This window comes from Acinetobacter schindleri (assembly GCF_010918895.1).
GTDB lineage: Bacteria > Pseudomonadota > Gammaproteobacteria > Pseudomonadales > Moraxellaceae > Acinetobacter > Acinetobacter schindleri.
Genome location: NZ_CP044483.1, coordinates 217,689 through 241,874, shown reverse-complemented (window position 1 = coordinate 241,874; position 24,186 = coordinate 217,689). Strand labels below are relative to the sequence as shown.

The window sequence follows — 24,186 nt, the reverse complement described above, 5'->3', positions numbered from 1 at the left end:
GGCTGTTTTGGCTTAAGCTAAAGAAAAATTCAGGTGGAAGTCAGTCTATGTTTTTTATTTTTGGTGTTGGACCGAAAACCAAAGTCATTGAGAAAAGTCAGTTCTTGTGTCCAGTGTGCCGAACCCGAGCCGGTTACGAACTGAGACAGCAGCGTAATTATTTTTCCTTATTCTTTATTCCCTTGATTCCCCTGTCGAAAGCCAAGGATGCTTTTGTGCGCTGTAATCACTGCGGTACGGTCATGCCAAGCACAGTTCTCGACCATGCCCAGCCTGACTCGAACCATCAGTCTAATCTAGAAGCTTGATTCCTCACGGCTTGGATTACTTTCACGAGTCGTGGCATCAATCTTGAGAATCAGGCTGATCATCATGGCACACATAATCAGCGAAGAACCACCATAACTGATAAATGGCAGGGTCAAACCCTTGGTTGGCAGCATGCCCATGTTCATGCCTGCATTCACCAAAACCTGTAACAGGAAAATAATACTAATGCCATATGCCAGATAACCAGCACGCAGGTAATGGTTTTTCAGGGCACGATGACCAATGCGAATACAGCAGACAATCATGCTGAAAGACAGAATCAGAACGATCGCAATGCCCAGAAAACCGAATTCCTCACCCAGAATTGCCAGCATAAAATCGGTATGCGCTTCAGGTAGGTAAGACATTTTCTGAATACTGTGTCCCAGACCGACACCCGTCCATTCTCCACGACCAAAAGCCATGAGCGCATTAGATAGCTGATAACCCGTGCCCAGCGGATCTTCCCAAGGATTCGAGAAAGACAGGAAACGCTGCAGACGATATGGCTCAAAAGCAATTGCAGCGATCAACGCGCCAATAATGACGCCGAAAGCCAGACCAAACTGGTTCCACGGCGCACCCGCCAGGAAGAACACTCCAAGCATGGTTAGCGTGATGACTACGGTTGCCCCCAAGTCCGGCTCAAGCATGACCAACAGGATGGTTGCCCCCATGATGATACTTAAGCGTCCCAAACCGGAAATCTTGTTGCGTACCTCTTCAGCACGGCGCACTACGTAGTCTGCAGTGAAGATTGCCATCATTACCTTCGCTACTTCGGAAGCCTGTAAGGTAAAGCCAGCAAGACGAATCCAGCGCTTGGAACCATTGACTTCAGTACCGACCAGCAATACTGCCAATAGCAGTAGAATGGTCACAAACCATAAAAAGAAAGTACTGTTAAACCAGCGATTTAAAGGAATCTTATAAGTAGCATAGGCGACTGCTGCCCCAGCCCCGATCGAGATGGCATGTCGGGTAATATAGTGAAAGGCATTGCCATTAATTCGTTCTGCATACGGCATCGAGGCGGATGCCACCATAATCGAACCAATACATAGCAAAGCCAATACACAGAAAATCAGCACATTACGTGGATTAACTTCAGCGGGTAACTTGGGTAGCCACTGCTCGTAGATTTGAGTAATTTTATTGATCGCAGTCTGAGCAAACTCAGCCATATCACGAATCCTTGTTGTTCTTAATTAAGTGCGTTGACATACGCAACGAACTGACGGCCACGCTCAGGATAGCCTGAGAACATATCAAAACTTGCACATGCCGGAGACAATAGCACGACATCATGTGGCTGGGTATTGCTCTGGCAGATTTCTACTGCTTCCTGCAGGCTTTCCGCATGCACAAGTGTCGTGGTTCCTTCAATTGCTGCTTCAATGATTGGACGATCCACACCAATCACCACTGCTACCTTCGCGTATTTAGACAATGAGTTACGTAAAGCAGTGAAGTCCTGGCCTTTACCCTCGCCACCAAGAATGATTGCCACTTTCCCACCTTGTGCTTCGATCGCCGCACCTAGACCGTCTAAAGCGGCCAGAGTCGCACCGATATTGGTACCTTTAGAGTCGTTATAATAACGCACGCCCTGCACTTCTTTAACGAACTCACAGCGATGTTCCAAACCTTTAAAGGTTTTGAGTGTTTCCAGCATGCTGTCTATTGGCAAGCCCATTGCTTCACCTAAAGCCAAACAGGCCAAAGCATTCGCGACATTGTGCGTGCCTTGAATATACATCTCAGAACTTTTCAATAAACGTTCGCGTCCACGCGCTAACCAGATCGTGCCATCCGTGTCACGTAACACGCCGTACTGGTTTATATCAGGTGCATTTAAACCAAAGCTTTGCATTGGCGTTGCATCCGGAACCAGTGGACGAGTCAGTGAATCATCGCGGTTATACACCACTTTTTTGACGCCTTGGAAAATACGGTGTTTTGCTGTGTGGTAGCCCATCATATCGCCATGACGATCCAGATGGTCTTCACTCATATTCAGCACCACTGCCACTTCAGCCTTCAGATTCGATGTGGTTTCCAGCTGAAAACTTGAAAGCTCTAAAATATAGAGTTCAGGATCATCTTTGGTCAGATCCAGCGCAGGACGGCCAAGGTTGCCACCCACTGCCACTTTTTTACCCGCATCTGCGGCCATCAGACCAATTAATGTGGTGACGGTACTTTTGGCATTTGAACCGGTAATCGCAACAATGGGTTTATCGGTAGAACGGCGCAGAATCTGGATTTCACTCACCACTGGAATACCTTTGGCAATCGCTGCCTGAATTTCAGGAAGTTTCGGATCAAGCCCCGGACTGATGATGATTTCTTCTGCTGAGAGTAATAATTCCTGGTCAAATTTACCAAAGCTGGTTTGTACTTCGGCAGGAATCTGGTCATGCCCCGGTGGATTTGCTCTAGAGTCTGTTACTGCAACGCGATAGCCCTTGTTATGTAAGAAATTGACTGCTGCAACACCTGAAATTCCAAGTCCTGCAACGACCTTAAGTCCACCACGTTGTATTAACATTTTTGCCTCATGTTCTGGTCTAATTTGAAACTTTTGAAATGTTAGCACTTTGCCGTTTTGAATGCTTTTTCTGTTTCATCTTTCTGCAGATTTTTTTGTATATTGCATAAAAAAAGCCATCATAAACATGATGGCTTTTTCACTTTTAAGTTTGCTGGAAAACTATTTCCACTTCACTGCTTGCTGAGCAGGCTTTTTCTCTGCTGGCTGCTCGGATGCCGGACAGGCACAATTGCCTCCACAGCCACTCGCCATCGCAGGTTTTAACCATTTCGCCAGCTTATGCCAGCCTTGGGCTTCGCAAGCATTGGATAGCTTCAGGAAGACCGAGCGTGAAGTATTCGGAAATACCTTCTTAAATACCACCACTGCACTCCAAAGCACCAGTGCCGTCACAATCAGAATTTCAATCATCTCAATCTCCCCTTCACTGTGCTGTTTCAGTCAGTATTAACCGAAATAGTGTGAAGCAATCTGATAAGTCAGGAATGACATGATATATGCCAGACCAAACAGATAAACTGTCATAAAGCCCACAGTTTTCCATGAACCTGTTTCACGTTTTACCGTTGCCAAAGTTGCCAAACAGTGCGGCGCATAGATAAACCAGACCAGTAACGATAAACCGGTTGCCAGTGTCCAGCCTAAGTCACCGCCACCGCTAATCAAAGCTGCAAGCCCTTCAGACATCGCATCTTCATCAACTGCTGACAAGGCATAAACTGTACCCAGTGCGGCCACAACCACTTCGCGAGCTGCCATTGCCGGAATCAGTGCAATACAGATCTGCCAGTTAAAGCCCAACGGTGCAAAGATCGGCTGGATAAAATGACCAATCATCCCGGCAAAGGAATAATCAATATCTGGCAACGTGGCACCTTCAGGCGGTTGCGGGAAGGTACACAGGAACCACAGCAGAATCGACAATGCGAAGATGATGCCACCAACACGCTTCAAGAAGATCTTGCCGCGATCCAGCAAACCAATCCAGACGTTCTTGATATCTGGAAAACGATAACTTGGTAGTTCCATTAGCAGCATATGCTCTGATTTGTCTTTGCTGAAAAACTTCAACACAAACGAAACAATCAGTGCACTTAGAATGCCTGCCATATATAGAGCAAACAGCACCAGGCCTTGCAGGTTAAAAATACCCCAGACCGACTGTGATGGAATGAATGCAGCAATCAGCAATGCATATACCGGCAGACGAGCTGAACAGGTCATCAAGGGTGCTACAAAAATTGTGGTCAAACGGTCACGTGGATCACTAATGGTACGTGACGCCATGATGCCCGGAATTGCACAGGCAAAGCTCGACAACAATGGAATGAAGGCACGACCAGAAAGACCGGCTTTGTACATCAATTTATCTAGCAGGAATGCAGCACGTGGCAGATAACCGGATTCTTCCAATACCAAGATAAAGAAGAACAGGATCAGAATCTGTGGCAGGAACACCACAACGCCGCCGGCACCGGCAATAATCCCATCTACGAGCAGACTATTCAGCAAAGGATGGGCAATGTTATCTCCGACTACCTCACCGAGCCAGCCGAAGAAGGTTTCAATCCCATCCATGAAGGGTGCCGCCCAGGCAAATACCGCCTGGAAGATCACAAACATCATCACCGCCAGGCTAAGCAGACCGAGTACCGGATGCAGGAAAATTTTATCCAGAAAATCGGTACGCTTGTCTTCCTGATCTACAAAGTTCACCACATCTTTCAGGATGCTTTCAACTTTGTGATGACCGTCACCGCTTAAGCCGGTCATTTCAGTCTCTGGAACAGCATATTTTCCCTGATCCAGTGCATTCATCAGGTTCTCAACACCTGACCTGCGCACTGCAACCGTTTCAACGACAGGTACACCTAAACGCTCGGACAATTTCTGGGTATTGATCTGCATCCCACGACGGCGTGCTTCGTCCATCATGTTCAGAACGAGTAACACTGGACGGCCGAGCTGGATCATTTCCAGAACCAGACCGAGATGCAGTTTCAGATTGGTGGCATCGACCACACACAGGAATGCATCCTGCTGTTCTTCATCTGCAATTTTGCCCTGTACAACATCACGGGTAATCGCTTCATCCGGACTGGTAGCATCCAGACTGTAAGTGCCCGGTAAATCCAGTACACGCACAGCCTTGCCCGATGGCAAAGTAAAGTGACCGACTTTACGTTCTACTGTCACTCCGGCATAGTTGCCAACTTTTTGACGTGTACCTGTTAAATGGTTGAATAATGAGGTTTTACCACAGTTAGGGTTACCGACAAGGGCAATACGTAAGGCATCACTCATGCCGACACTCCAGCTTCAATTTCAATTTTGGCTGCCTCTGACTTACGCAGGGCAAAACGGGTAAAACCGACCTGAATTAAAATCGGATCCCCACCAAAAATACCTTTGGTAATGACCTGCACTTCTGTGCCAGGCACAAAACCCAACGTTTCCAGGCGACTCGCCACGACATCGTGTTGAGCGCCCTCGCCATCAGTAGTTCGATTAACCTTTCGAATGATAGCTGTTTGCTTCACTTTCAAATCCGACAAACGCACCGCGAAAATTCCTAAACTATTTTGTACAGTATACAAACAAATGAGAATAATTAACAAATAAGATTAATTACAAACCGATTTAGCTTATATCACATCGACACTGTAATAAAATTAAACTACATTGGAGAATATCAATACTCATTATCGCTTTTTTAGATCAGATTCTTTCATCCTATGTTGAATAAAAAACCCCGTATTCCCGCTCCTGTCCAGATTCCGGAAAATGCCCAGTTTCTGCATGGCTATCGTGACTATCTGATTGCACAAACCGTAAGTCCTCATACGCGGAATGCCTATTTATCTGATTTAATTCAATGCAGTAGTTGCCTAACTAAAGCCTTACCAGAATGGGATCATGATGATGTCTCGGATGTATTGATTGAGCTGACCAAACAGCAAAAAAGTCCACGTTCAATTGCACGCTGTTTGTCCGCCCTGCGCTCATTTTATAAATTCTTGCGTGAACAAAAGCTGAGAAATGACAATCCGGTTGCTGCACACAAGACACCAAAACTGGGACGTGCCCTGCCCAAAGATCTTTCTGAAGCCGATGTTGAAGCACTAATCAATGCACCGGATATCAATACTGCGTTGGGTTTACGTGACCGGGCGATGCTGGAAGTGCTCTATGCCTGTGGATTACGTGTGACAGAATTACTCAACCTGCGACTGGAACTGATTAACCTAAAACAAGGCTATCTGCGTATCGTAGGTAAAGGCAACAAAGAACGATTAGTACCCATGGGGCAGGTCGCCTGCGAATGGATCGAGAAATATCTGAATGAAGCACGTCCGCAATTGTACAAGACAGCAACCGACTATCTGTTCCTGACCCAGCATGGTGGCATCATGAGCCGACAGAATTTTTGGTATGCGATCAAGCGTTACGCACTACAGGCCGGTGTTCAGGCAGAGCTTTCTCCCCATACCTTGCGTCATGCCTTTGCCACCCACTTATTGAATCATGGTGCAGATCTACGTGTCGTGCAGATGCTGTTGGGACATAGTGACCTGTCGACCACCCAAATTTATACCCACGTGGCACAAGTGCGTATGCAGCAGCTGCATGCATCACATCATCCCCGGGCCTGAACCTGAACTGACAACGTGTACAGAGAAGTTCAACCTGCAAACTATTTTTTTGTTATGCTAGGCATCTATTTTTATCTAAGAACAAAAAGGGTTATCCATGACATTTGCCCGCTCCAGTCTGTTTATCGCATGTATGCTTGCTGCAGGTTTCAGTCTTACTGCTTGCTCCAACTCTAATCAAAACGATAAAAAGTCAGATACTTTAACTGCAAGTGCACCAGCGACGGGTGAAGCATCTACCGTATCAGAACGTAATGCTCAGCAACGTCTGATCTCAACCCTGGAAGGTCACTTCAAAAAGGCTGGTATTAAGGCAAAAATCACTGGCGTTAAAACCACTGAAGTACCCAATCTGTTCTGGGTTAGCTTGGAAGGCATGTCGTCTGTCTATGCGACTAGTGATGGTAAATACATCATTCAAGGTGATGTGATCCGTCTGGGTGACAAACAGCTGCATAATGTCAGCGAAACCCTGCAATCCGATGTAAACAAGAAAATCTTTGCAGCACTAAAAGCAGAAGACCTGTTGATTTACCCTGCCAAAGGCAACAAAGCCAAGCATGTTATCTATGTCTTTACCGATGTTAGCTGCCCATACTGCCATAAATTCCACGAACAGATGGATGAAATGAACAATAAAGGCATTGAGGTACGTTATATCGCGTGGCCACGTGGTGAGCAGCATATGCCAGCCATGGAAGCAATCTGGTGTAGTGCTGACCGTCGTGCTGCCTTCGATACCGCCATTGCCGGTGGATCAATTACACCAGCAACCTGTCAAAATCCTGTGAAAGATCAATATCAAATGGGTCTGAATATCGGTGTGAACGGTACCCCGGGTGTCTATAGTTCAGAAGGTGTTTACCTGGGTGGTTATATGTCGACCGCTGAACTTTTGGACCGTCTTAAATAACTCATTTTAATAAGTTATTTTACTTTATGTTATACATAAAGATATTCTGAGATCACCCTAGAGTCAGCGCGTTTTTTTAGCTATGATCTAGGCTCTCGTAAAAAACTGTTTATATTTGGAGTGTGACGTGAAACCAGTTCGTCTGGCAATCCTCGGTCTTGGTACTGTGGGTGGTGGTGCCCTTAAACTATTAAAACAAAATGCTGCTGAGATTAAACGTCGCACCGGTCGTGAAATTCAAATTACTTATGTGGGTACCCGTCGTCCGCGTCCTGACCTGGAACTCGATGACAGTATCAAGCAAAGTGCTGACCTGCTAGAGATCGTACGTCAGCCAGATGTTGATGTTGTGGTTGAAGTGATGGGTGGTATTCATCCTGCCTATGAAGTCATTAAAGAAGCTATCCTGCATGGCAAACAGGTCGTGACTGCGAACAAGGCTTTGCTCGCTGAACACGGTAATGAACTGTTCAAACTTGCTGATGACAACGCTGTGCAAATTGCTTACGAGGCAGCGGTGGCAGGTGGCATCCCGATTATTAAAGTCATGCGTGAAGGCTTGGCTGCCAACAAAATTGATTGGCTGGCGGGCATCATTAACGGTACAGGTAACTTCATCCTGACTGAAATGCGTGACAAAGGCCGTGCTTTTGAAGATGTACTGAAAGAAGCGCAAGAACTGGGTTATGCTGAAGCAGATCCAACCTTTGACGTTGAAGGTATTGATGCCGCACATAAACTAACCTTACTTGCATCGATTGCATTTGGTATCCCGCTGCAATTTGATAAAGTCTTCACCGAAGGCATCAGCAAAATCACGGCTCAAGATGTAAAATATGCTGAAGACTTAGGTTTCCGTATTAAACACCTCGGTATTGCTCGTCGTACAGAAACAGGGATTGAACTTCGTGTTCACCCGACCCTGATTCCTGAGGAGCAACTGATCGCCAATGTAAATGGCGTGAAAAATGCAGTCCTGGTACAAGCCAATGCCGTTGGCCCTACACTGTACTATGGTGCTGGCGCTGGTGCTGGTCCTACAGCATCTGCTGTAGTCGCTGACGTGGTGGATATCGTGCGTGACATCTCTTACACTGAGGATGGCGCAGGAACAATTCCACAACTGGCTTTTGAAAGCTTAAGCGACTTGCCAATTCTTCCTCGTGAAGAAATGACCACAGGCTACTACATCCGTATTAACGCTGAAGATCAAACCGGCGTTCTTGCAGAAGTGACCTCTATTCTGAGCCGTAACGGTATTAGTATTGATGCCATCATGCAGCAGTCTCGCTTAAAAGACCTTATTCCTATCGTGATCCTGACTGATCCAGTCAAGGAAGCGAAAATGGATGAAGCGTTAAAGCAAATTCAAGCTCTTCCTGTCATTCATGGCGAAATTGTGCGAATTCGTTTAGAATCGCTTGATAATTAATCGGGTTGAGGGGTTTACACTCCTCACCAAGCTCTACACACAATTGGAACATCATCATGTCGAATGCCAATCGTTATACTGGTTTAGTTGACCGCTATCGCGACCGTTTACCAGTGTCTGCAACTACCCCTGCTGTTTCTCTAGGCGAAGGTAATACACCACTGATTAAGCTTGCGAATATTCCGCGCATTATTGGCAAAAATGTTGAAATTTATGTGAAGTACGAGGGCTTAAACCCGACTGGTTCATTTAAAGACCGTGGTATGACCATGGCGGTGACCAAAGCCGCTGAAGAAGGCTCAAAAGCCATTATCTGTGCCTCTACAGGTAACACTTCTGCTGCTGCGGCTGCCTATGCTGCACGTGCAGGCATGAAAGCGTTTGTGTTAATTCCTGAAGGCAAAATTGCCATGGGTAAAATGGCACAAGCGATGATGTATGGCGCAATCACTATGCAAATCCGCGGTAACTTTGACGATGGTATGCGTCTGGTGAAAGAAATTGCGGATAAAGCTCCGGTGACGATCGTGAACTCAATCAATCCATACCGTTTGCAAGGTCAAAAAACCATTGCTTACGAAATCGTAGATGAGCTGGGCCGTGCGCCTGACTACCACTGCCTACCTGTCGGTAACGCAGGTAACATCACTGCACACTGGATGGGTTATACCGAAGCCGTTGCCAACCAACCTGCTGATCAGTTTGAGCAAGTGGTTTATGATCCTGCAACAGATGCCTTCACCGGTCCTAAACCTGAAGGTCTTCCGACAATGGTCGGTTACCAGGCGGCTGGTGCTGCACCATTCCTACGTGGTGCACCAGTAGAAAACCCTGAAACTGTGGCAACTGCAATCCGTATTGGTAATCCACAAAGCTGGAACCATGCCAAAGCGGTTGTTCGTGATTCTCAAGGTTGGTTCGACGAACTGACTGATGCTGAAATTCTTGAAGCACAACGTCTACTTTCCATGTACGAAGGTGTATTCGTAGAACCTGCTTCTGCAGCGTCTATCGGCGGTGCAATTCGTGACATTAAAGCTGGCAAGATTGCTGAAGGCTCAGTAATTGTTTGTACTGTGACAGGTAACGGTCTGAAAGATCCCGATACTGCAATCAAACAATGTTCTGATGCAGTAATGCTATCGATCGATGCAACATTGGATCAAGTACGCGATTCTATTCTGTCTAATATGTAAGAGACAGAATCAAAAAGCCCTGCATCTGCAGGGCTTTTTTATGACTTAAATATTTTATAAAAGCTTAAACACGCTGTTTCGGCAAACTAGACACCCAAGTCATGAGACGTGTTGCATCATTGGTACGTGCAGCAGATGAATCTGCTCCAAGCAACACTACGACTACTGGACGGTTATTTAAGGTGGTATGCATCACTACACAACGTCCAGCTTCATTGATGAAACCGGTTTTAGAAATATTAATATTCCAGCCACCATTACGTACCAGCGCATTGGTGTTATTCGATTTCAACACACGGTAACCCAAGTTAAAGTCATAACTTGCTGTGGTTGAGAACTGTCGGATCAAGCCGTATTGCGAAGCGGTGTTTACCAGAATCCCCAAGTCTCTTGCAGATGACTTATTGCCCGGATGCAATCCGGTAGATTCCAGAAATTTACTTGAATTCATACCCAATGCTTTGGCTTTACTATTCATGGCAGAAATAAAAGCACTACGACCACCTGGATAGGTACGTGCCAACGCTGCTGCAGCCGGGTTTTCAGATTTCATCAGTGCAAACAATAAAGCTTCAGCACGATTCATCGTGTCTCCGACACGTAACGTCGAGCTTGAACTCTTACAACCTGAACATGAAAAATCACCCTGTTGTAGTGTGATTTTTTCATTCATGTTTAAACGTGCATCAGAGATCACCACTGCTGTCATCAGCTTGGTAATCGATGCAATCGGCACTGCTGTATTACTGTTCTTGCTATACAGCACTTCACCGGTCTGCGCGTCCATTACCAGCGCTGAACGCGCATTGACAGATGGCTGCGTGCCATAGGTCTTGGTATCCAGAATCTGTACAGTTTTGGCAGGTTCTTGTACTGCTTGACCATTCTGACTACGGATGGTCGTGGTGACTGTCGTAGAGCCAAGCGGAGAAGGCTCATCATCGGCATCCGATCCATCACTCAAGAACTGGTTGGCCTGTTCAGAAGACCAGCTCAGGCTAGACTGAGGGGCCGCTGCTGACGAATTCATGATAATTTCAGCAAAACTCGTCGTCGTACTCATGCTGACTGCCAGCGACAGACCCAGTACATGCATCAAAGACTTATGTGTTTTCTTCACTATTCCTTCACCCAACTTACGAGGTAAGATTGATTTGCGTATTACCTCTAATATGGCTTACATTACATTTACCACAATGCAGAACAATTATTGATCTCTACACTGCGTGATACAGTTCAATATGACATGTCTGTAGGATTGCTAATTTTGTAGTTTCATTGCAAGCTTATTTTGCGTTGTGTAACAAAAAAAATGATTTTTTTCATCTAAGGGAGAGTATACGTGATCACAGTTTTAGTTGTAGATGACCATGAATTGGTGCGTACTGGCATCTGTAGAATGCTTGAAGACCACACTGATGTTCAGGTCATTGGACAAGCTGAATCTGGTGAAGAAGCAATTACTCTGGTGCGTCAGCATCATCCGAATGTAGTGCTCCTGGATGTGAATATGCCGGGCATTGGTGGTGTTGAAACCACGCGTCGACTGCTACAGACAGCCCCAGATACTAAAGTTGTCGCTGTCAGCGGCCTTGCTGAAGAACCTTATCCATCGCTGTTACTCAAAGCAGGTGCCAAAGGCTATATCACCAAAGGTGCACCTGTTACCGAGATGGTACGTGCTATTAATAAAGTCATGCAGGGCGGCAAATACTTTAGTGCAGATATTGCCGAGCAATTAGCGAGTTCTTATTTATCTGACACACAGCAATCTCCATTTGACTCCCTGTCCGAACGCGAAATGCAGGTTGCTATGATGGTTGTCAACTGCATTAGTGCCCAGGAAATTGCGGATAAACTTTTTGTGAGTGTTAAGACTGTAAATACCTACCGTTACCGTATTTTTGAAAAACTTAATATCGACAGCGATGTGAAACTGACCCATCTAGCAATGCGCTATGGTCTGATTAAACCTTAATATTTTATGCCCTCTATTTAATAAAACTTAAAAAAACAAAAAAGGTTCTATGTCGCAGCGATCTTCTTATTCAGAGCTTAATCAATATCTGCTGGGCACTTGGTATGCGGCATACCGCCTGATCATCAGTACTGGTTTACTGCTGATTTTCGTGCTCACTTATCCTGAGCACACCAGCGATTTAGAATATCCCAAGCTGTATCATTATGTACTGAGTAGCTTCATTGCTATCGCCTTGTTCCAGCTTTTTGTTCTGAAGTATTTTAAGAAATTTGTTCAGCAACAGCTGACCGGTATTTTTATTGTCGATGTCTGTGCACTCAGCCTGCTGACCTTGGCCACGAATGGCACCAATCTACAGCTCAGTATGCTATTCGTGATTACTATCTTTGCCGCTTCCATTTTACTGAATGCACAAAAAGCGCTGGTGATTACCTTGATTGCGGTCATCAGTGTGATTTACCAGCATTTCATCACCAGCCTGTTTACCGTTTCCTCTCTGGGTAATATCGGCAATAGCGCCATACTGGCTTTCATGTTTTTTGTGGTCTATGGCATCGGGCAAATTGCAGTCCGACGTTTCCAGATCTTGGAAAATGTCAATTTTTCCCAGTCCATGGAACTTTATCGTCTACAAAATATTAACCGTTATATTCTGGAACAGATTGAAACTGGCTATCTGGTCCTCGATGAAAACTGTCATGTGGTGCTGAGTAATCCTGCTGCCTGCCACTTGCTTGGCATCCAGCAAATGTATGCACATGACACGTTTCCATTGTACCAGTCACAACCAGATCTGTTTGAGCTGATCCGCTTTGAAGATCTGGAAAATGGCGAACGCTTTCAGTTTGAATCCCAGCAAAGCCGTTTCAATATTCATGTTCAAGTACAAAAACTGATTGTACCGCATCAAACTTTAATGTTGCTGGTGCTGCAAGATGCGCGAAAACTTAATCAACAAGTCCAGCAATTAAAACTGGCGGCACTCGGGCAACTTTCTGCCAGTATTGCCCATGAGATTCGTAATCCGCTTGCAGCGATTGTTCAAGCCAATGATCTGTTACCTGGTTGTGAACAGGACCAGCAGCAGGTGTTGCATGGCATGATCAGCAAACAGGCAACACGAATCAACCGGATTATTGAAGACACGCTGAATATGGTGAAGAATAAAGAGACTCATCCAGTATCTATTCAGCTGAATGAATTTATTCCACAATGTATCCATGAGGATTTGGCTGATATTGCTGATCAGATTAAGCTGAATATTGATATGCGACTGGATATCCAGTTTGATGAAGCCCAGCTACGTCAAGTATTGGTCAATTTATTGCGTAATGCCGTGCGGCATAACGATCCAGCCGTAGGCTACGTAGAATTAAAAGTTCATCCTTATGAACATAAAGTCTGGATTGATGTACGGGATTTTGGTCAGGGTGTTGCGCCTGCCGATCAGAGTCTGCTGTTTAAACCATTTTTCAGCACTTCAATTAATGGTACAGGACTAGGGCTATATTTATCCCACAGTTTCTGTGAGGCCAATCAGGCCCAGCTGAATTATATACAACAAGAACAGGGTGCCTGCTTCCGGATTAGCTGCCAGCGCATCACTGTTTAATTTTTGAATTTAAGGGGAAACGTGTGGAACAACAACCACTGGTACTATTGGTCGATGATGAAGAAGATCTCTGTACGCTCATGCAGATGTCGCTCATGCGTATGGGAATTCGCACGCATATCGCCCATCGTCTGGAGGATGCTAAAAAACGCCTGGCAGATCATCAGTATGATGCCTGCCTTACGGACTTGAATCTACCTGATGGTAATGGCTTGCAGCTACTGGAATTTATCAGTGAGCATCATCCTTCCCTACCGGTTGCTGTGTTAACTGCCTATGGCAATATGGATATTGCTATTGCTGCACTCAAGGCAGGTGCCTTTGACTTTGTCAGTAAGCCGATTAATCAGAAACATCTGGAACAGTTACTGCAAAAAGCACTAAATAAGCCAGTAGATTACCAATCCAATCAGCAAGATACCCTAGAATATAAAATGCTGATTGGCCAGTCCAAGCCGATTCAGCAATTACGTACGACCTTGCATAAAATTGCCCGCTCTCAAGCCCCTGTATTTATCACCGGTGAATCTGGAACTGGAAAGGAAGTAGTGGCAAATCTGGTCCATCGCCTCAGTAACCGGAGTGAAGGACCCTTTATTGCCATTAACTGTGGCGCAATTCCAGCTGAACTGATGGAAAGTGAGCTGTTCGGGCACAAGAAAGGTAGCTTTACTGGCGCCATGCAGGACAAACAGGGCCTGATCCAGTCTGCACATGGCGGCAGTTTATTTCTGGATGAAATTGCAGAGCTTCCACTCAGTATGCAGGTCAAACTGCTACGTGCAGTACAGGAAAAACGGATTCGCCCTTTAGGTTCAGATATCGAAATTGATGTGGATTTTCGCGTCATCAGCGCCAGTCATCAGGACCTGGAAGCACAGGTACAGCAAGGTAAATTCCGTCAGGATTTATTCTTCCGCATTCATGTGATGGATCTGGTGTTGCCACCATTACGTGAGCGTGGTAATGACATTCTGCTGCTGGCTGAACACTTTATTCAGAAGATCTGTCAGGAATGGCAAATCCCTGTGAAACGCCTGACTGAACGTAGCAAAGAGCAGTTACTGACTCAATACTATCCAGGAAATGTCCGGGAATTGCGTAATATCATCGAGCGAGCAATTACCCTCAGCGATGAAGACACAATTGATATCCAGCATTTGCAAACTGCACCTTTACGCCAGAGTTTTGTGACTTCCGAAATCACATCGAATATAGCATCCGAGTCGAGTAACACTACTGACACTTTTATCGTACCGAAAAAACTGCCTGAAGAAGGTCTTGAACTGTATATGGAGAAAATCGAGAAAGAAATTTTGCTAAATGCATTGAATCTGACTCACTGGAACCGTACGCTTGCCGCAAAAAAGTTGGGCATGTCTTTCCGCTCGCTGCGTTATCGTCTGAAGAAATTTGGGCTCGATACCGATGAAGAAGAATGATTGATGAGGGGGCTATGCCCCCTTCATTATTTTTGTAAAAGCAATAATTCAGTGATGTGATCCAGATAACTTTCTTCGCTCATCTCAACGCCAAGCGGATAACTGAGGTGAGGCTGCACACCAAGACCCTCAATACGCTGACCACTGGGGCTGAAATATTGCGATACCGTCATTTGTAACGCCGCCCCATTGCTAAGAGGAAACAGTTTCTGCACCACACCTTTACCATAGCTTTTTTCACCGACCACCCAGGCACGGTTATGCTCTTTCAAGGCAGCGGTAAAGACTTCGGCTGCAGAGGCAGAACGGTTATTAATCAAGATTCCAATTTTCAGATTCTGAAATTCAAATCCTGGTAAAGCCTGAAACTGCTGATCCCCTTCTGCCCGGCTTTTGGTTGAGACAATAATGCCCTGATTCAGGAATAGATCCGCAGACTCTACCGCTGCCGAAAGCAGGCCACCTGGATTATTACGTAGATCAAATAACACGGCTTTTAAACGTTGACCAGAATAGCTGTCAATAATTCGTTTAATTTCGTTGGCTGTGTCCTGCTGGAAGACCTTGACTTGCAAGACCAGCACCTGATTATTATACAAGGTCGATTTAATCTCGGTATCTACTTTAATATTACGAACCAGCGTCACCGGCGCACTTTGCGCAGAAAGCTGAATGCTTAAAGTAGAGCCTATCGCGCCACTGAGCAAATCCCGAACCTGCTCGCGCTTCAGCGTATTTAAGATCTGATCATCAATCTTGTAAACTGTCACGCCATTACGCAGTCCCTGCTTGGCAGAGTCGGCATCTGGACTGAGTCCCTGTACCATCCACTGCTTCAATTGCGGATTAAACTGCAGGTCAAAATCGATACTGGCTAGATCGCCTTCGGTATATTGACGGAGCTGTTTGAAGTCTTCTGGAGAAAGATAACGGGAATAGCGGTCTAAACCACCGACCAGACCACGAATTGCCTGTTGGAATAATGCATCGTCATTTTTATCTTGAATATAATTATCTTTGACAATGCCATAAATCTGCACGAATTCCTGAATCGAAGAAACCGGAATTTCGCTATAGGTTTGCTGGTCCATGACCATATCATCGAGTGCTGGACCCTGAGACCCAGCACTCCATGCCGAATGGCTCAAACACATCAGTAAGCTTGCGATTACAACTGACTTCTGCTGTGATTTTGCCATTCTTTATCCTATTGATATTTTTTTATGAAGCGTTCAGCTCAATTAAGTTACGGCCCTGCATTTCTGCTGGCACCGGAAGTTGCATCAGACTTAACAATGTTGGCGCCACGTCCGCCAGTACACCGCCTTCTGCAATCGTTGCCGAAGTTGGACCCACATAAATAAACGGAACCAGTTCAGTCGTATGTTGGGTATGCACCTGACCACTTTGATAGTCCTGCATCTGCTCAACATTACCATGGTCTGCAGTAATAATCATATGGCCTTTTTGCGCCATCACGGCTTCATAAACACGACCTAAGCAAGTGTCTACTGCTTCCACTGCTTTGACTGCTGCATCAAATACACCGGTATGACCGACCATATCGCCATTGGCATAGTTCACCACCAACAGGTCAAACTCACCTGAGTTGATCGCTGTAACCAGTTCATCGGTCACTTCGTATGCACTCATTTCCGGTTTGAGATCATAAGTTGCTACATTTGGAGATGGAATCAGGATACGTTTTTCACCTGGATATTCATCTTCACGGCCGCCGCTGAAGAAGAAAGTCACGTGTGCATATTTCTCAGTTTCTGCGATACGTAACTGGGTTTTACCCAGGTTTGATAAATATTCGCCAATCGAGTTCACTAGCGCTTCTGGCATATATGCTACAGGCGCATTGATCGTTGCCTGATAACGGGTCAACATCACGTATTTCGCCAGATTTGGCACAACTTTGCGCTCAAAACCGGTAAAATCTTTCTCAACAAAAGCACGGGTTAATTCACGCGCACGATCCGCACGGAAATTCATGAAGACTACGCTGTCGCCATCCTGAATGGCAGCTATATCACCGATACGGGTCGCTTTCACGAATTCATCGGATTCATCTGCTGCATACGCCTGTTCAAGACCTTCTACTGCAGTGGCTGCCGTACGAAATGCTTCACCTTCAGTCAGCAAACGATACGCCTGTTCCACGCGATCCCAACGGTTGTCACGGTCCATGGCAAAGTAACGGCCAATCATGGTGGCAATACGGCCTTGACCTGGATATTGAGCAAAAACAGCATCTAATTTTTCTAATGATGGTTGTGCACTTTTCGGCGGCGTATCACGGCCATCCAGGAAAGCATGTAGATAGACTTTGGCACCACATTTTAATGCCAGCTCTGCCATCGCGACGATATGGTCTTCATGTGAGTGCACACCACCTTCAGACAACAGGCCCATAATATGTACGACACCATTTGATGCTTTGGCTTTTTCTACCGCATCAATCAGTACTTCATGCTCAAAGAACGCACCGGTACGGATATCTTTGGTAATACGGGTAAAGTCCTGATATAACACACGACCAGCACCCAGGTTCATATGACCGACTTCAGAGTTACCCATCTGACCATCAGGCAGACCAACATCTTCACCAGAACCAGAGATCAAACCATGCGGATGCTTTTCCTGCATAGCAGTTAAATGAGGTCGTTTAGCCGCTAAAAACGCATTGTCTTCGACCGCTTCGCGATGACCCACACCATCCATAATTACCAATACGTGAGGGATTTTGCCAGCAGTTGCATCCGTCATAATGAATACTCTTGTTCGTTTACGAATTAATCGTTCTATTTTAACTAATTTTGCAGTGAGAGGCCATGACTACACCATGGTTTAAGCCTCTCACTGCGATTGATTTCTTCTATTTTCTTGTGGCTTAGCGTGCCCGATGCAGTAGATAACCACCAATTGCAAACATGATGATAATTGGAATAAACACAAACCATGCTGGTGACGGTGCATAGACTAAACTCGCATAACCCAAGAAGTCCTGCAGATAGAAGAAGCCTAAACCTGCAAATAATGCAATCACCAGGCGAAAGCCCATGGATTGTTGACGTAGCGGTCCAAAAATAAAGGAACAGGCAATCACCACCAATGCAATCAGAGCAAATGGCGAGCCGACTTTCTGCCAGAAAGCCAGTTCATAGGTCTTTGGTACCTGGCTATACTCATGCATATAGCTCATGAAACTGACCAGTTGACTAGGCGATAGATCCTCCGGGTCAATGGTCACCATATGCACATACTTCGGTTGCAGCGCTAAGGCCAGCGGCTGTTCGGAATGTGTTATCAGCGTGGCATTACCATTCTGCAGAATATTCATTTCCTGCGTATTCTGCAGAGTCCACGCACCATCCTTGATAAAGTCACCCTGCTCGGCTTTTAGCGTACCGCGCAGACGATAATCTTCATCAAAGTCCAGCATCTGTACATTTTTTAGCTCACCTTTGGCATTAGCATAGTCAATGTAGATAAAACGCTGACCTTCACGGGTCCAGTAGCCTTTAACCTCACCGATTTTTACAGGCTTGTTGTAGCTCTTCACCGCTTTGGCCTGCTCATTGGTATACGGAATTACCCATTCACTTAAAGCAAAAGATAAAATCACCAGGAGTAATGCCGAACGAATTACCCAGCCGACAATCCGCCACAGGCTGACCCCAACCGAACGCATCACAATCAACTCACTGTTAGAAGCGAGTGTACCTAAGCCGAGAACAGCACCAATCAGTGCAGAGATTGGTAGGATTTCATACAGATAATTTGGCGCGCCCCATAGCACATATTTTAATGCCTGCCAGGCACCGTAGCCTTCTTTTAATGAACCCAGTTCACCCAAGTAAGTAAATAATACCTGTAGACCGGCCAATACGGCTGTTGCACCGAGCATAGCAAGTGCAGTGGTTCCGGTCACATGTTTTGCAACGATACGACGTGCCAGCATGATTAAAACCTCGCTCGTTGAATCTGTTTCTTGATTTTCGGCGCCAGCTTTTGCTTACGTGCAAATAGAGCCGCAGCAATACCATAGAAAATCAGGACCATTGGATAAGCCCAGATCCCCATTTCCTCTTTACTGACGCGCGTTTTTACTGCCATTAAAGCCACAATCAGGCTGGCAAAGATCAAGAGTGCTGGAAACAGTTTAAGATAGCGCCCCTGACGTGGACTCACTTCAGACAAGGCATTGGCCAGCATCAGCGCCGCAATAATCGCAAATGGTACAAATACTCGCCAACCGAGCTCACTGGCGACCACAGGATCATCGCGGTTTTCCCAGAGTTTCGAAGTCGGCAACGCTTCAACCTCAGCACTTTCAAACTTGGCTTCTTTATCATTTTCCAGACGCAGACGATAAGTCTCGAATTCCGCTTGGGTATATTTCGGCATGCCGGCAAAAATTTCATAACGGCGACCATTGACCAGATCCACCACATTGGCGGTGTCCCCTGCCACTTCTACACGGGTCGCTTCTTGCGCCAGAATCATGACATCTGGTTTGCCTTCACGTTCTGCACGTTGATAGAAAAAGATATCTTTGAGGTTTTTACGGTCTTCAGACAGATCACCTGCATAGATGGTATAGGGTCCAGAGGAAATAAATTCTTTCGGCCGTACCAGATCAAAACCCGTCCGTACTGCCTGCTCATTGGTCAATGCTTCAAACTGACGAATACCCCACGGTGCCGCCCAGAGCATTAAAAATGCCTGAACGACTAGAAATACTAAAGTCATCGGAATGAGTAATCGTGCCAGCTGATTGCGACTGACCCCGCTACCATTCATGACTGCCATTTCATGATCGACATAGAGCCGGCCAAATACCAGCATCAGACCAATAAAGAAACCTAAAGGTAAAATCAGGGTCAGGAATTCAGGCAAACGATAACCAATAATACTGAACAGAATGCCTGCATCCAGACGTCCTTGTGCTGCCACACCGAAGTACTTGATCAGTCGACCACCCATCATGATCAAGGTCAATAAGGCAATCACAACCAAGGATGTTGATACAACTTGCTTGACCAGATAACGCCGAATAATCAAATTAAATCTTCCAGAATACAGGGTAAAAACTTGTCATAGTTTACCCGAATGTTAAGCTTAAAAATATAAAACCGATACTTGAGTTGAACATTGAAACCCTGTTCAGGAAATTGTTTCAATGGTTTAATGGTTGCAAATTTTATAAGGCTTAAATAAACGCATATGAAACTGACAATTAATACGTCATTCCAAGAGAATGCATCCAGCCAATATCTGTTAATTCTTGTGGATTCTGAGCAACTTCAGCAGTCAGCTGCCAGTTATCAGATTAACAAGTTCGAAGAAATCACCACAGCGACACAATATAAAGCAGGTTTAAATGAAACCTTGGCATTAGTTGGTAATGTTCCAGCGAGTGCCAACGCCTGTCTGGTTGGCTTGGGCAAGACTGCTGAACTACAGCCGGGCAAACTGACGAAAGTTGCGCAAACCATCGTAAAAGCAGCACAGAAAAAATTCCAGCAGATCAGCGTAGACATTTCTGCCCTGCCAGCCCAATTTCATAACGTTTTTGCACTATTGCTGACCCAGGCTGCGTATGCCTTTGATGAATTCAAATCCAAGAAAAATGAATTTGTACTTGAGCAAATCAACCTGATTGCAACTGACAGTCCAGTAACTGCAGAACAGCTGCAATTGCTTCAGGCAGTGCAAACCGGCCAAAACTTAGCACGTGACTTGGGTAACCGTCCAGGCAATATTTGTTTCCCGGAATACCTGGCGGAACAGGCCCTGGCTTTAGCGGCTGAATATCCAAAACTGCTTAAAGTGAATGTACTGGATGAACAGCAAATGGCTGATCTGGGAATGCACTCTTTCCTGGCGGTGAGCAAAGGTTCAGACCGTCCAGGACGTATCATTACCATCGAATATCATGCAGAACGTAGTGAAGCACCCGTCGTTTTAGTCGGTAAAGGGATTACCTTCGATACCGGCGGTATTTCCCTGAAGCCAGGTGCCGGCATGGACGAAATGAAATACGACATGTGTGGGGCAGCTTCAGTGCTGGGTACCATGCGTGCATTATGCGAATCTGGTTTAGATATTCATGTTGTGGGTACCATTGCCGCTGCTGAAAACATGCCATCTGGCAAAGCAACTCGTCCAGGCGATATTGTCACCACGATGAGCGGTCAAACGGTTGAAATTCTGAATACTGATGCAGAAGGTCGTCTGGTACTTTGCGATACTTTAACTTACGTAAAACGCTTTAACCCTACTCTCGTGATTGATATTGCAACTTTGACCGGGGCCTGTGTGGTTGCACTAGGTTCAGTCCTGACTGGCATGTTCACGCCGGATGATGAACTGGCCGCTGAACTTGAAGCTGCTGGTCAAACTTCATTTGACCGCGTATGGCGTATGCCAGTATTGGATGATTATCAGGAACAGCTGGATTCTCCATTTGCAGATATTGCCAACATTGGTGGTCCTAAGGCCGGCTCTGTGACTGCAGCTTGCTTCCTGCAGCGTTTCACCCATGACTACCGCTGGGCACACCTAGATATCGCAGGTACAGCCTGGAATTCAGGCACCAATAAAGGTGCAACAGGTCGTCCAGTGCCATTATTAATGCAATTCCTGGCGAACCGTGTTCAAAAGAATGGCTAAAGTCAGCTTTTATTTATTTGAAAAAAGCCCTGAACGGCAGGTCGAAAGTACCTGCCGTTTATGCCGCAAGATTCTGCGTCAGCCGGAACGGATCTGGTTACTCTGTGGCGATGCTGACTTGCAGCAACAGCTGGATGAACATCTGTGGACGTTTGATCCTACCGCTTTCATCCCGCATGGTATTGACCAGCCACAGGCCAGTGTCTGTATCTCTGCAAGCTTGCCTGAGCAACAAGACTGGATTATCTTTAATTTTACTCCTGAAGCACTTGAACCTTACGCTAAATTTAGTCACATTATTGAGATTATTGAAAACAACGAAACGGCCAAGCAACTCGGCCGTGAAAAGTTTAAGCAATACCGTCGACTGGGTATTGAGCCGAAAACTTATAAACTGTAGCCTTACTTAAACCTCATAAGGAGATGCCCGTGGCATTAAATGTTGGTCCAGATTTCAAACAGCGCTGGTTAAATGTGCCTGAAGCTGTGCGTCAGACCTTTATTAATGACCTCGCGCGTATCTGCGACGTACTTCAGCCAGAGACATCATTACAGGAATGGCTGGCACATGACCAGCAAATGCAAAAAGAATCCGAGCGTAAAATTGAGGAAGCTTATGCACAACGTAAAGCGGAACTGATTGAAGAAGCACGGATTCGTAAACAGCAGGCCCTTGAAAAAGCGCTGGCTGATAAGCGTGCTCAGGAGCAGGCGTATATCGAGCAGATGAAGCTGGATGAAGAACGTAAATATGCAGAGCAGACACGTACCCTAGAATTATTACGGGACAGCCTGAATGCTGAAGTCCTGAATTATACGGCACGTTTTGAGCAAAATCGGATTTTAAATTCCGCCCAAATCAAAATTGATGATACTGAGATTCTGTCAGAACTGGAAAGTACCCGATTACGTCTGGAACTTGAAGCCGAAACTGCGATCGAGGAAACTTTGGTACAGCTGCGTAACCGCTTACGTACTGCAGCCCGTGAAGAAATTGATTACATTCTGCAAAAGCGTTAATTGACTTAGAAATAAGCCTAGAAAAGCCCACAAAGGTGGGCTTTTCTATTTATTCACATCTAGAAAAAATCTGCCAGCATAAAGGCGGCATTACCTGCCATATAACCTATGCCCAGTAAGCTTACAATCCACAATACGCCTCCAGCCAGATTGTAAAGCGTAAAAGTCATAAAACTCATATGACCCGAACCGGCAGCAAATGGAGCAAACGAACGTACAAAAGGAATGAAACGTGCAATCAAGATGGTTTTGCCGCCATGCTTCATAAAATAATGATTGGTCTTAGTCAAATATTCGGGTTTAAAGAAACGCGAATGTTGATTGAAATATTTTAAGCCTAACACTTTACCAGTGTAATAATTGACGGTATAGCCCAGCACTGCCGCAGTAAATAGCAGTAATCCCATAGAATGTAGCGTAATCAAATCGCTACTAGAACAGAGCGCACCGACTGCAATTAACAGGCTATCTCCCGGCAGGAAAAAGCAAAATACAGATCCCGTTTCTGCAAAAATCACCAGGAATAAAATGGCATAGATCCACACCCCATATTGCTCAAGCAATATCGGCAAAGACTGTTCCAGGTTTAGTAAGAAATCGAGCATTCGACCTGTCCGCTGGGGTTAAAATCGTAAAGTGAAGTCAGGATTATCCCGAAAAATAAAAAAACAGTCTAATTTTTCAATTAGACCGTTGAGTCTTTAGGCAGTTTAGTTATTTTAAAAAGCCATGTTCAGCTAAAAAATCCATACTGATTTTTGACTGTGGTGTGGTTTCAGCAGCCTTGTCACCCAGCAACAAACGCTCGATATAACGTGCCAGCACATCGACTTCCAGATTGACTTTGGTCCCGACTTTCCAGGTACCAATATTGGTTCGTTCAGCGGTATGTGGAATCAGGTTTAAACTGAGGATATTGCCACGCAGATGGTTAATGGTCAGGCTGATACCATCTACTGTGACTGAACCTTTCTCTGCCAGATACTTGGCAATTTCAGCAGGTGCTGTCACTTCAAAATAGATGGAACGGGCATCAGAATGCACTACCGTGATTTCGCCCACCGCGTCGACATGACCAGACACAATATGCCCGCCAAAGCGTGTGGTTGGCAGCATGGCTTTTTCAACATTTACAGGTTGACCTGCTTTCCAGTTACCGAGTGTGGTTCGATTTAAACTTTCTCGAGACACGTCTGCAGCATACCAGTTGTCACCCCAGTCAATTACAGTCAGGCAAATGCCATTGGTGGCAATTGAATCGCCCAGATGGACATCGGTCATATCCAGATCAGTCTGAATACGTAAGCGTACATCACCGCCGACATTTTGCAGGCTTTCGACCTTACCGAGGCTTTCAATAATACCTGTAAACATTTTCTATTCCTTTTTTATG

At 45.6% G+C, this 24,186-nt stretch carries 23 protein-coding genes; 11 read left to right on the top strand and 12 right to left on the bottom strand.

The features are described from left to right. The first annotated feature begins 47 nt into the window (after window positions 1-47). Window positions 48-308: a zinc ribbon domain-containing protein gene (locus FSC11_RS01115; protein ID WP_163164661.1), complete on the top strand. Its 261-nt coding sequence runs from the start codon at window positions 48-50 to the stop codon at window positions 306-308. Here the strand turns inward: FSC11_RS01115 and ftsW are convergent. The 5 genes from ftsW to FSC11_RS01090 form a co-directional block, all read right to left on the bottom strand. Beyond that, a complete protein-coding gene (ftsW, locus tag FSC11_RS01110; RefSeq protein WP_004810120.1) occupies window positions 297-1,493 on the bottom strand; it encodes a putative lipid II flippase FtsW in 1,197 nt (398 codons plus the stop codon). The genes FSC11_RS01115 and ftsW overlap by 12 nt on opposite strands. A gap of 20 nt (window positions 1,494-1,513) precedes the next feature. Further along, on the bottom strand, window positions 1,514-2,860 hold the full coding sequence (gene murD / locus FSC11_RS01105) for a UDP-N-acetylmuramoyl-L-alanine--D-glutamate ligase (RefSeq protein ID WP_163164659.1): 1,347 nt from the start codon (window positions 2,858-2,860) through the stop codon (window positions 1,514-1,516). A gap of 162 nt (window positions 2,861-3,022) precedes the next feature. Further along, the gene (locus FSC11_RS01100; RefSeq protein ID WP_004896377.1) at window positions 3,023-3,274 is read right to left on the bottom strand and encodes a DUF6587 family protein; all 252 of its coding nucleotides are present in this window, start codon (window positions 3,272-3,274) and stop codon (window positions 3,023-3,025) included. Window positions 3,275-3,310: 36 nt separating this feature from the next. Continuing rightward, the gene (feoB, locus tag FSC11_RS01095) at window positions 3,311-5,167 is read right to left on the bottom strand and encodes a ferrous iron transporter B (RefSeq protein WP_163164657.1); all 1,857 of its coding nucleotides are present in this window, start codon (window positions 5,165-5,167) and stop codon (window positions 3,311-3,313) included. Beyond that, on the bottom strand, window positions 5,164-5,424 hold the full coding sequence (locus FSC11_RS01090) for a FeoA family protein (protein ID WP_004810128.1): 261 nt from the start codon (window positions 5,422-5,424) through the stop codon (window positions 5,164-5,166). The genes feoB and FSC11_RS01090 overlap by 4 nt, the downstream gene beginning before the upstream one ends. A 174-nt stretch (window positions 5,425-5,598) precedes the next feature. On the opposite strand from FSC11_RS01090, the gene xerD reads away from it, so the two are divergent. From xerD to thrC, 4 genes are all read left to right on the top strand, one after another. Then, complete coding sequence (gene xerD, locus FSC11_RS01085; protein WP_163164655.1) at window positions 5,599-6,516, top strand: site-specific tyrosine recombinase XerD; 918 nt, start codon at window positions 5,599-5,601, stop codon at window positions 6,514-6,516. Window positions 6,517-6,613: 97 nt separating this feature from the next. Then, window positions 6,614-7,429, top strand: coding sequence for a DsbC family protein (locus FSC11_RS01080; RefSeq protein WP_103799971.1), 816 nt, complete (start codon window positions 6,614-6,616; stop codon window positions 7,427-7,429). A gap of 127 nt (window positions 7,430-7,556) precedes the next feature. Next, on the top strand, window positions 7,557-8,861 hold the full coding sequence (locus FSC11_RS01075) for a homoserine dehydrogenase (protein WP_004810134.1): 1,305 nt from the start codon (window positions 7,557-7,559) through the stop codon (window positions 8,859-8,861). Between the two features lie 56 nt (window positions 8,862-8,917). Next, the gene (thrC, locus tag FSC11_RS01070; protein ID WP_004810136.1) at window positions 8,918-10,057 is read left to right on the top strand and encodes a threonine synthase; all 1,140 of its coding nucleotides are present in this window, start codon (window positions 8,918-8,920) and stop codon (window positions 10,055-10,057) included. Between the two features lie 64 nt (window positions 10,058-10,121). On the opposite strand, the gene FSC11_RS01065 is transcribed toward thrC, so the two are convergent. Then, window positions 10,122-11,177 (bottom strand): serine hydrolase, encoded by a 1,056-nt coding sequence (locus tag FSC11_RS01065; RefSeq protein ID WP_026056747.1) that lies wholly within the window; start codon window positions 11,175-11,177, stop codon window positions 10,122-10,124. A gap of 222 nt (window positions 11,178-11,399) precedes the next feature. Here FSC11_RS01065 and gacA point away from each other — a divergent pair, with 222 nt between their 5' ends. From gacA to FSC11_RS01050, 3 genes are read left to right on the top strand one after another with little or no spacing between them, the layout of a single operon-like run. Next, complete coding sequence (gacA, locus tag FSC11_RS01060) at window positions 11,400-12,035, top strand: response regulator transcription factor GacA (protein ID WP_004896390.1); 636 nt, start codon at window positions 11,400-11,402, stop codon at window positions 12,033-12,035. A gap of 49 nt (window positions 12,036-12,084) precedes the next feature. Then, the gene (locus FSC11_RS01055; protein WP_163164653.1) at window positions 12,085-13,650 is read left to right on the top strand and encodes a two-component system sensor histidine kinase NtrB; all 1,566 of its coding nucleotides are present in this window, start codon (window positions 12,085-12,087) and stop codon (window positions 13,648-13,650) included. A gap of 23 nt (window positions 13,651-13,673) precedes the next feature. After that, window positions 13,674-15,092, top strand: a complete 1,419-nt coding sequence (locus FSC11_RS01050) for a sigma-54-dependent transcriptional regulator (protein ID WP_008306852.1) — start codon at window positions 13,674-13,676, stop codon at window positions 15,090-15,092. 26 nt (window positions 15,093-15,118) lie between these two features. On the opposite strand, the gene FSC11_RS01045 is transcribed toward FSC11_RS01050, so the two are convergent. From FSC11_RS01045 to lptF, 4 genes are all read right to left on the bottom strand, one after another. Continuing rightward, on the bottom strand, window positions 15,119-16,291 hold the full coding sequence (locus tag FSC11_RS01045) for a S41 family peptidase (RefSeq protein WP_163164651.1): 1,173 nt from the start codon (window positions 16,289-16,291) through the stop codon (window positions 15,119-15,121). 22 nt (window positions 16,292-16,313) lie between these two features. Next, a complete protein-coding gene (gene gpmI, locus FSC11_RS01040; RefSeq protein ID WP_163164649.1) occupies window positions 16,314-17,864 on the bottom strand; it encodes a 2,3-bisphosphoglycerate-independent phosphoglycerate mutase in 1,551 nt (516 codons plus the stop codon). A 124-nt stretch (window positions 17,865-17,988) separates the two neighbouring features. Next, a complete protein-coding gene (gene lptG / locus FSC11_RS01035) occupies window positions 17,989-19,059 on the bottom strand; it encodes an LPS export ABC transporter permease LptG (protein WP_004810149.1) in 1,071 nt (356 codons plus the stop codon). Window positions 19,060-19,061: 2 nt separating this feature from the next. Further along, window positions 19,062-20,162, bottom strand: coding sequence for an LPS export ABC transporter permease LptF (gene lptF / locus FSC11_RS01030; protein ID WP_163164647.1), 1,101 nt, complete (start codon window positions 20,160-20,162; stop codon window positions 19,062-19,064). Window positions 20,163-20,324: 162 nt separating this feature from the next. Here lptF and FSC11_RS01025 point away from each other — a divergent pair, with 162 nt between their 5' ends. From FSC11_RS01025 to blhA, 3 genes are read left to right on the top strand one after another with little or no spacing between them, the layout of a single operon-like run. Beyond that, window positions 20,325-21,773 carry a leucyl aminopeptidase gene (locus FSC11_RS01025; protein ID WP_163164645.1) on the top strand — a complete coding sequence of 483 codons (1,449 nt, stop codon included), beginning with the start codon at window positions 20,325-20,327 and terminating at the stop codon, window positions 21,771-21,773. Then, a complete protein-coding gene (locus tag FSC11_RS01020) occupies window positions 21,766-22,173 on the top strand; it encodes a DNA polymerase III subunit chi (protein WP_004896398.1) in 408 nt (135 codons plus the stop codon). Before FSC11_RS01025 ends, FSC11_RS01020 begins: the two co-directional genes overlap by 8 nt. 29 nt (window positions 22,174-22,202) lie before the next feature. Further along, complete coding sequence (blhA, locus tag FSC11_RS01015; protein WP_163164643.1) at window positions 22,203-22,793, top strand: cell division protein BlhA; 591 nt, start codon at window positions 22,203-22,205, stop codon at window positions 22,791-22,793. Window positions 22,794-22,852: 59 nt separating this feature from the next. On the opposite strand, the gene FSC11_RS01010 is transcribed toward blhA, so the two are convergent. Further along, window positions 22,853-23,398: a VTT domain-containing protein gene (locus FSC11_RS01010; RefSeq protein ID WP_004896401.1), complete on the bottom strand. Its 546-nt coding sequence runs from the start codon at window positions 23,396-23,398 to the stop codon at window positions 22,853-22,855. A 109-nt stretch (window positions 23,399-23,507) separates the two neighbouring features. Continuing rightward, window positions 23,508-24,167: a riboflavin synthase gene (locus FSC11_RS01005; protein ID WP_163164641.1), complete on the bottom strand. Its 660-nt coding sequence runs from the start codon at window positions 24,165-24,167 to the stop codon at window positions 23,508-23,510. Window positions 24,168-24,186 lie beyond the last annotated feature (19 nt).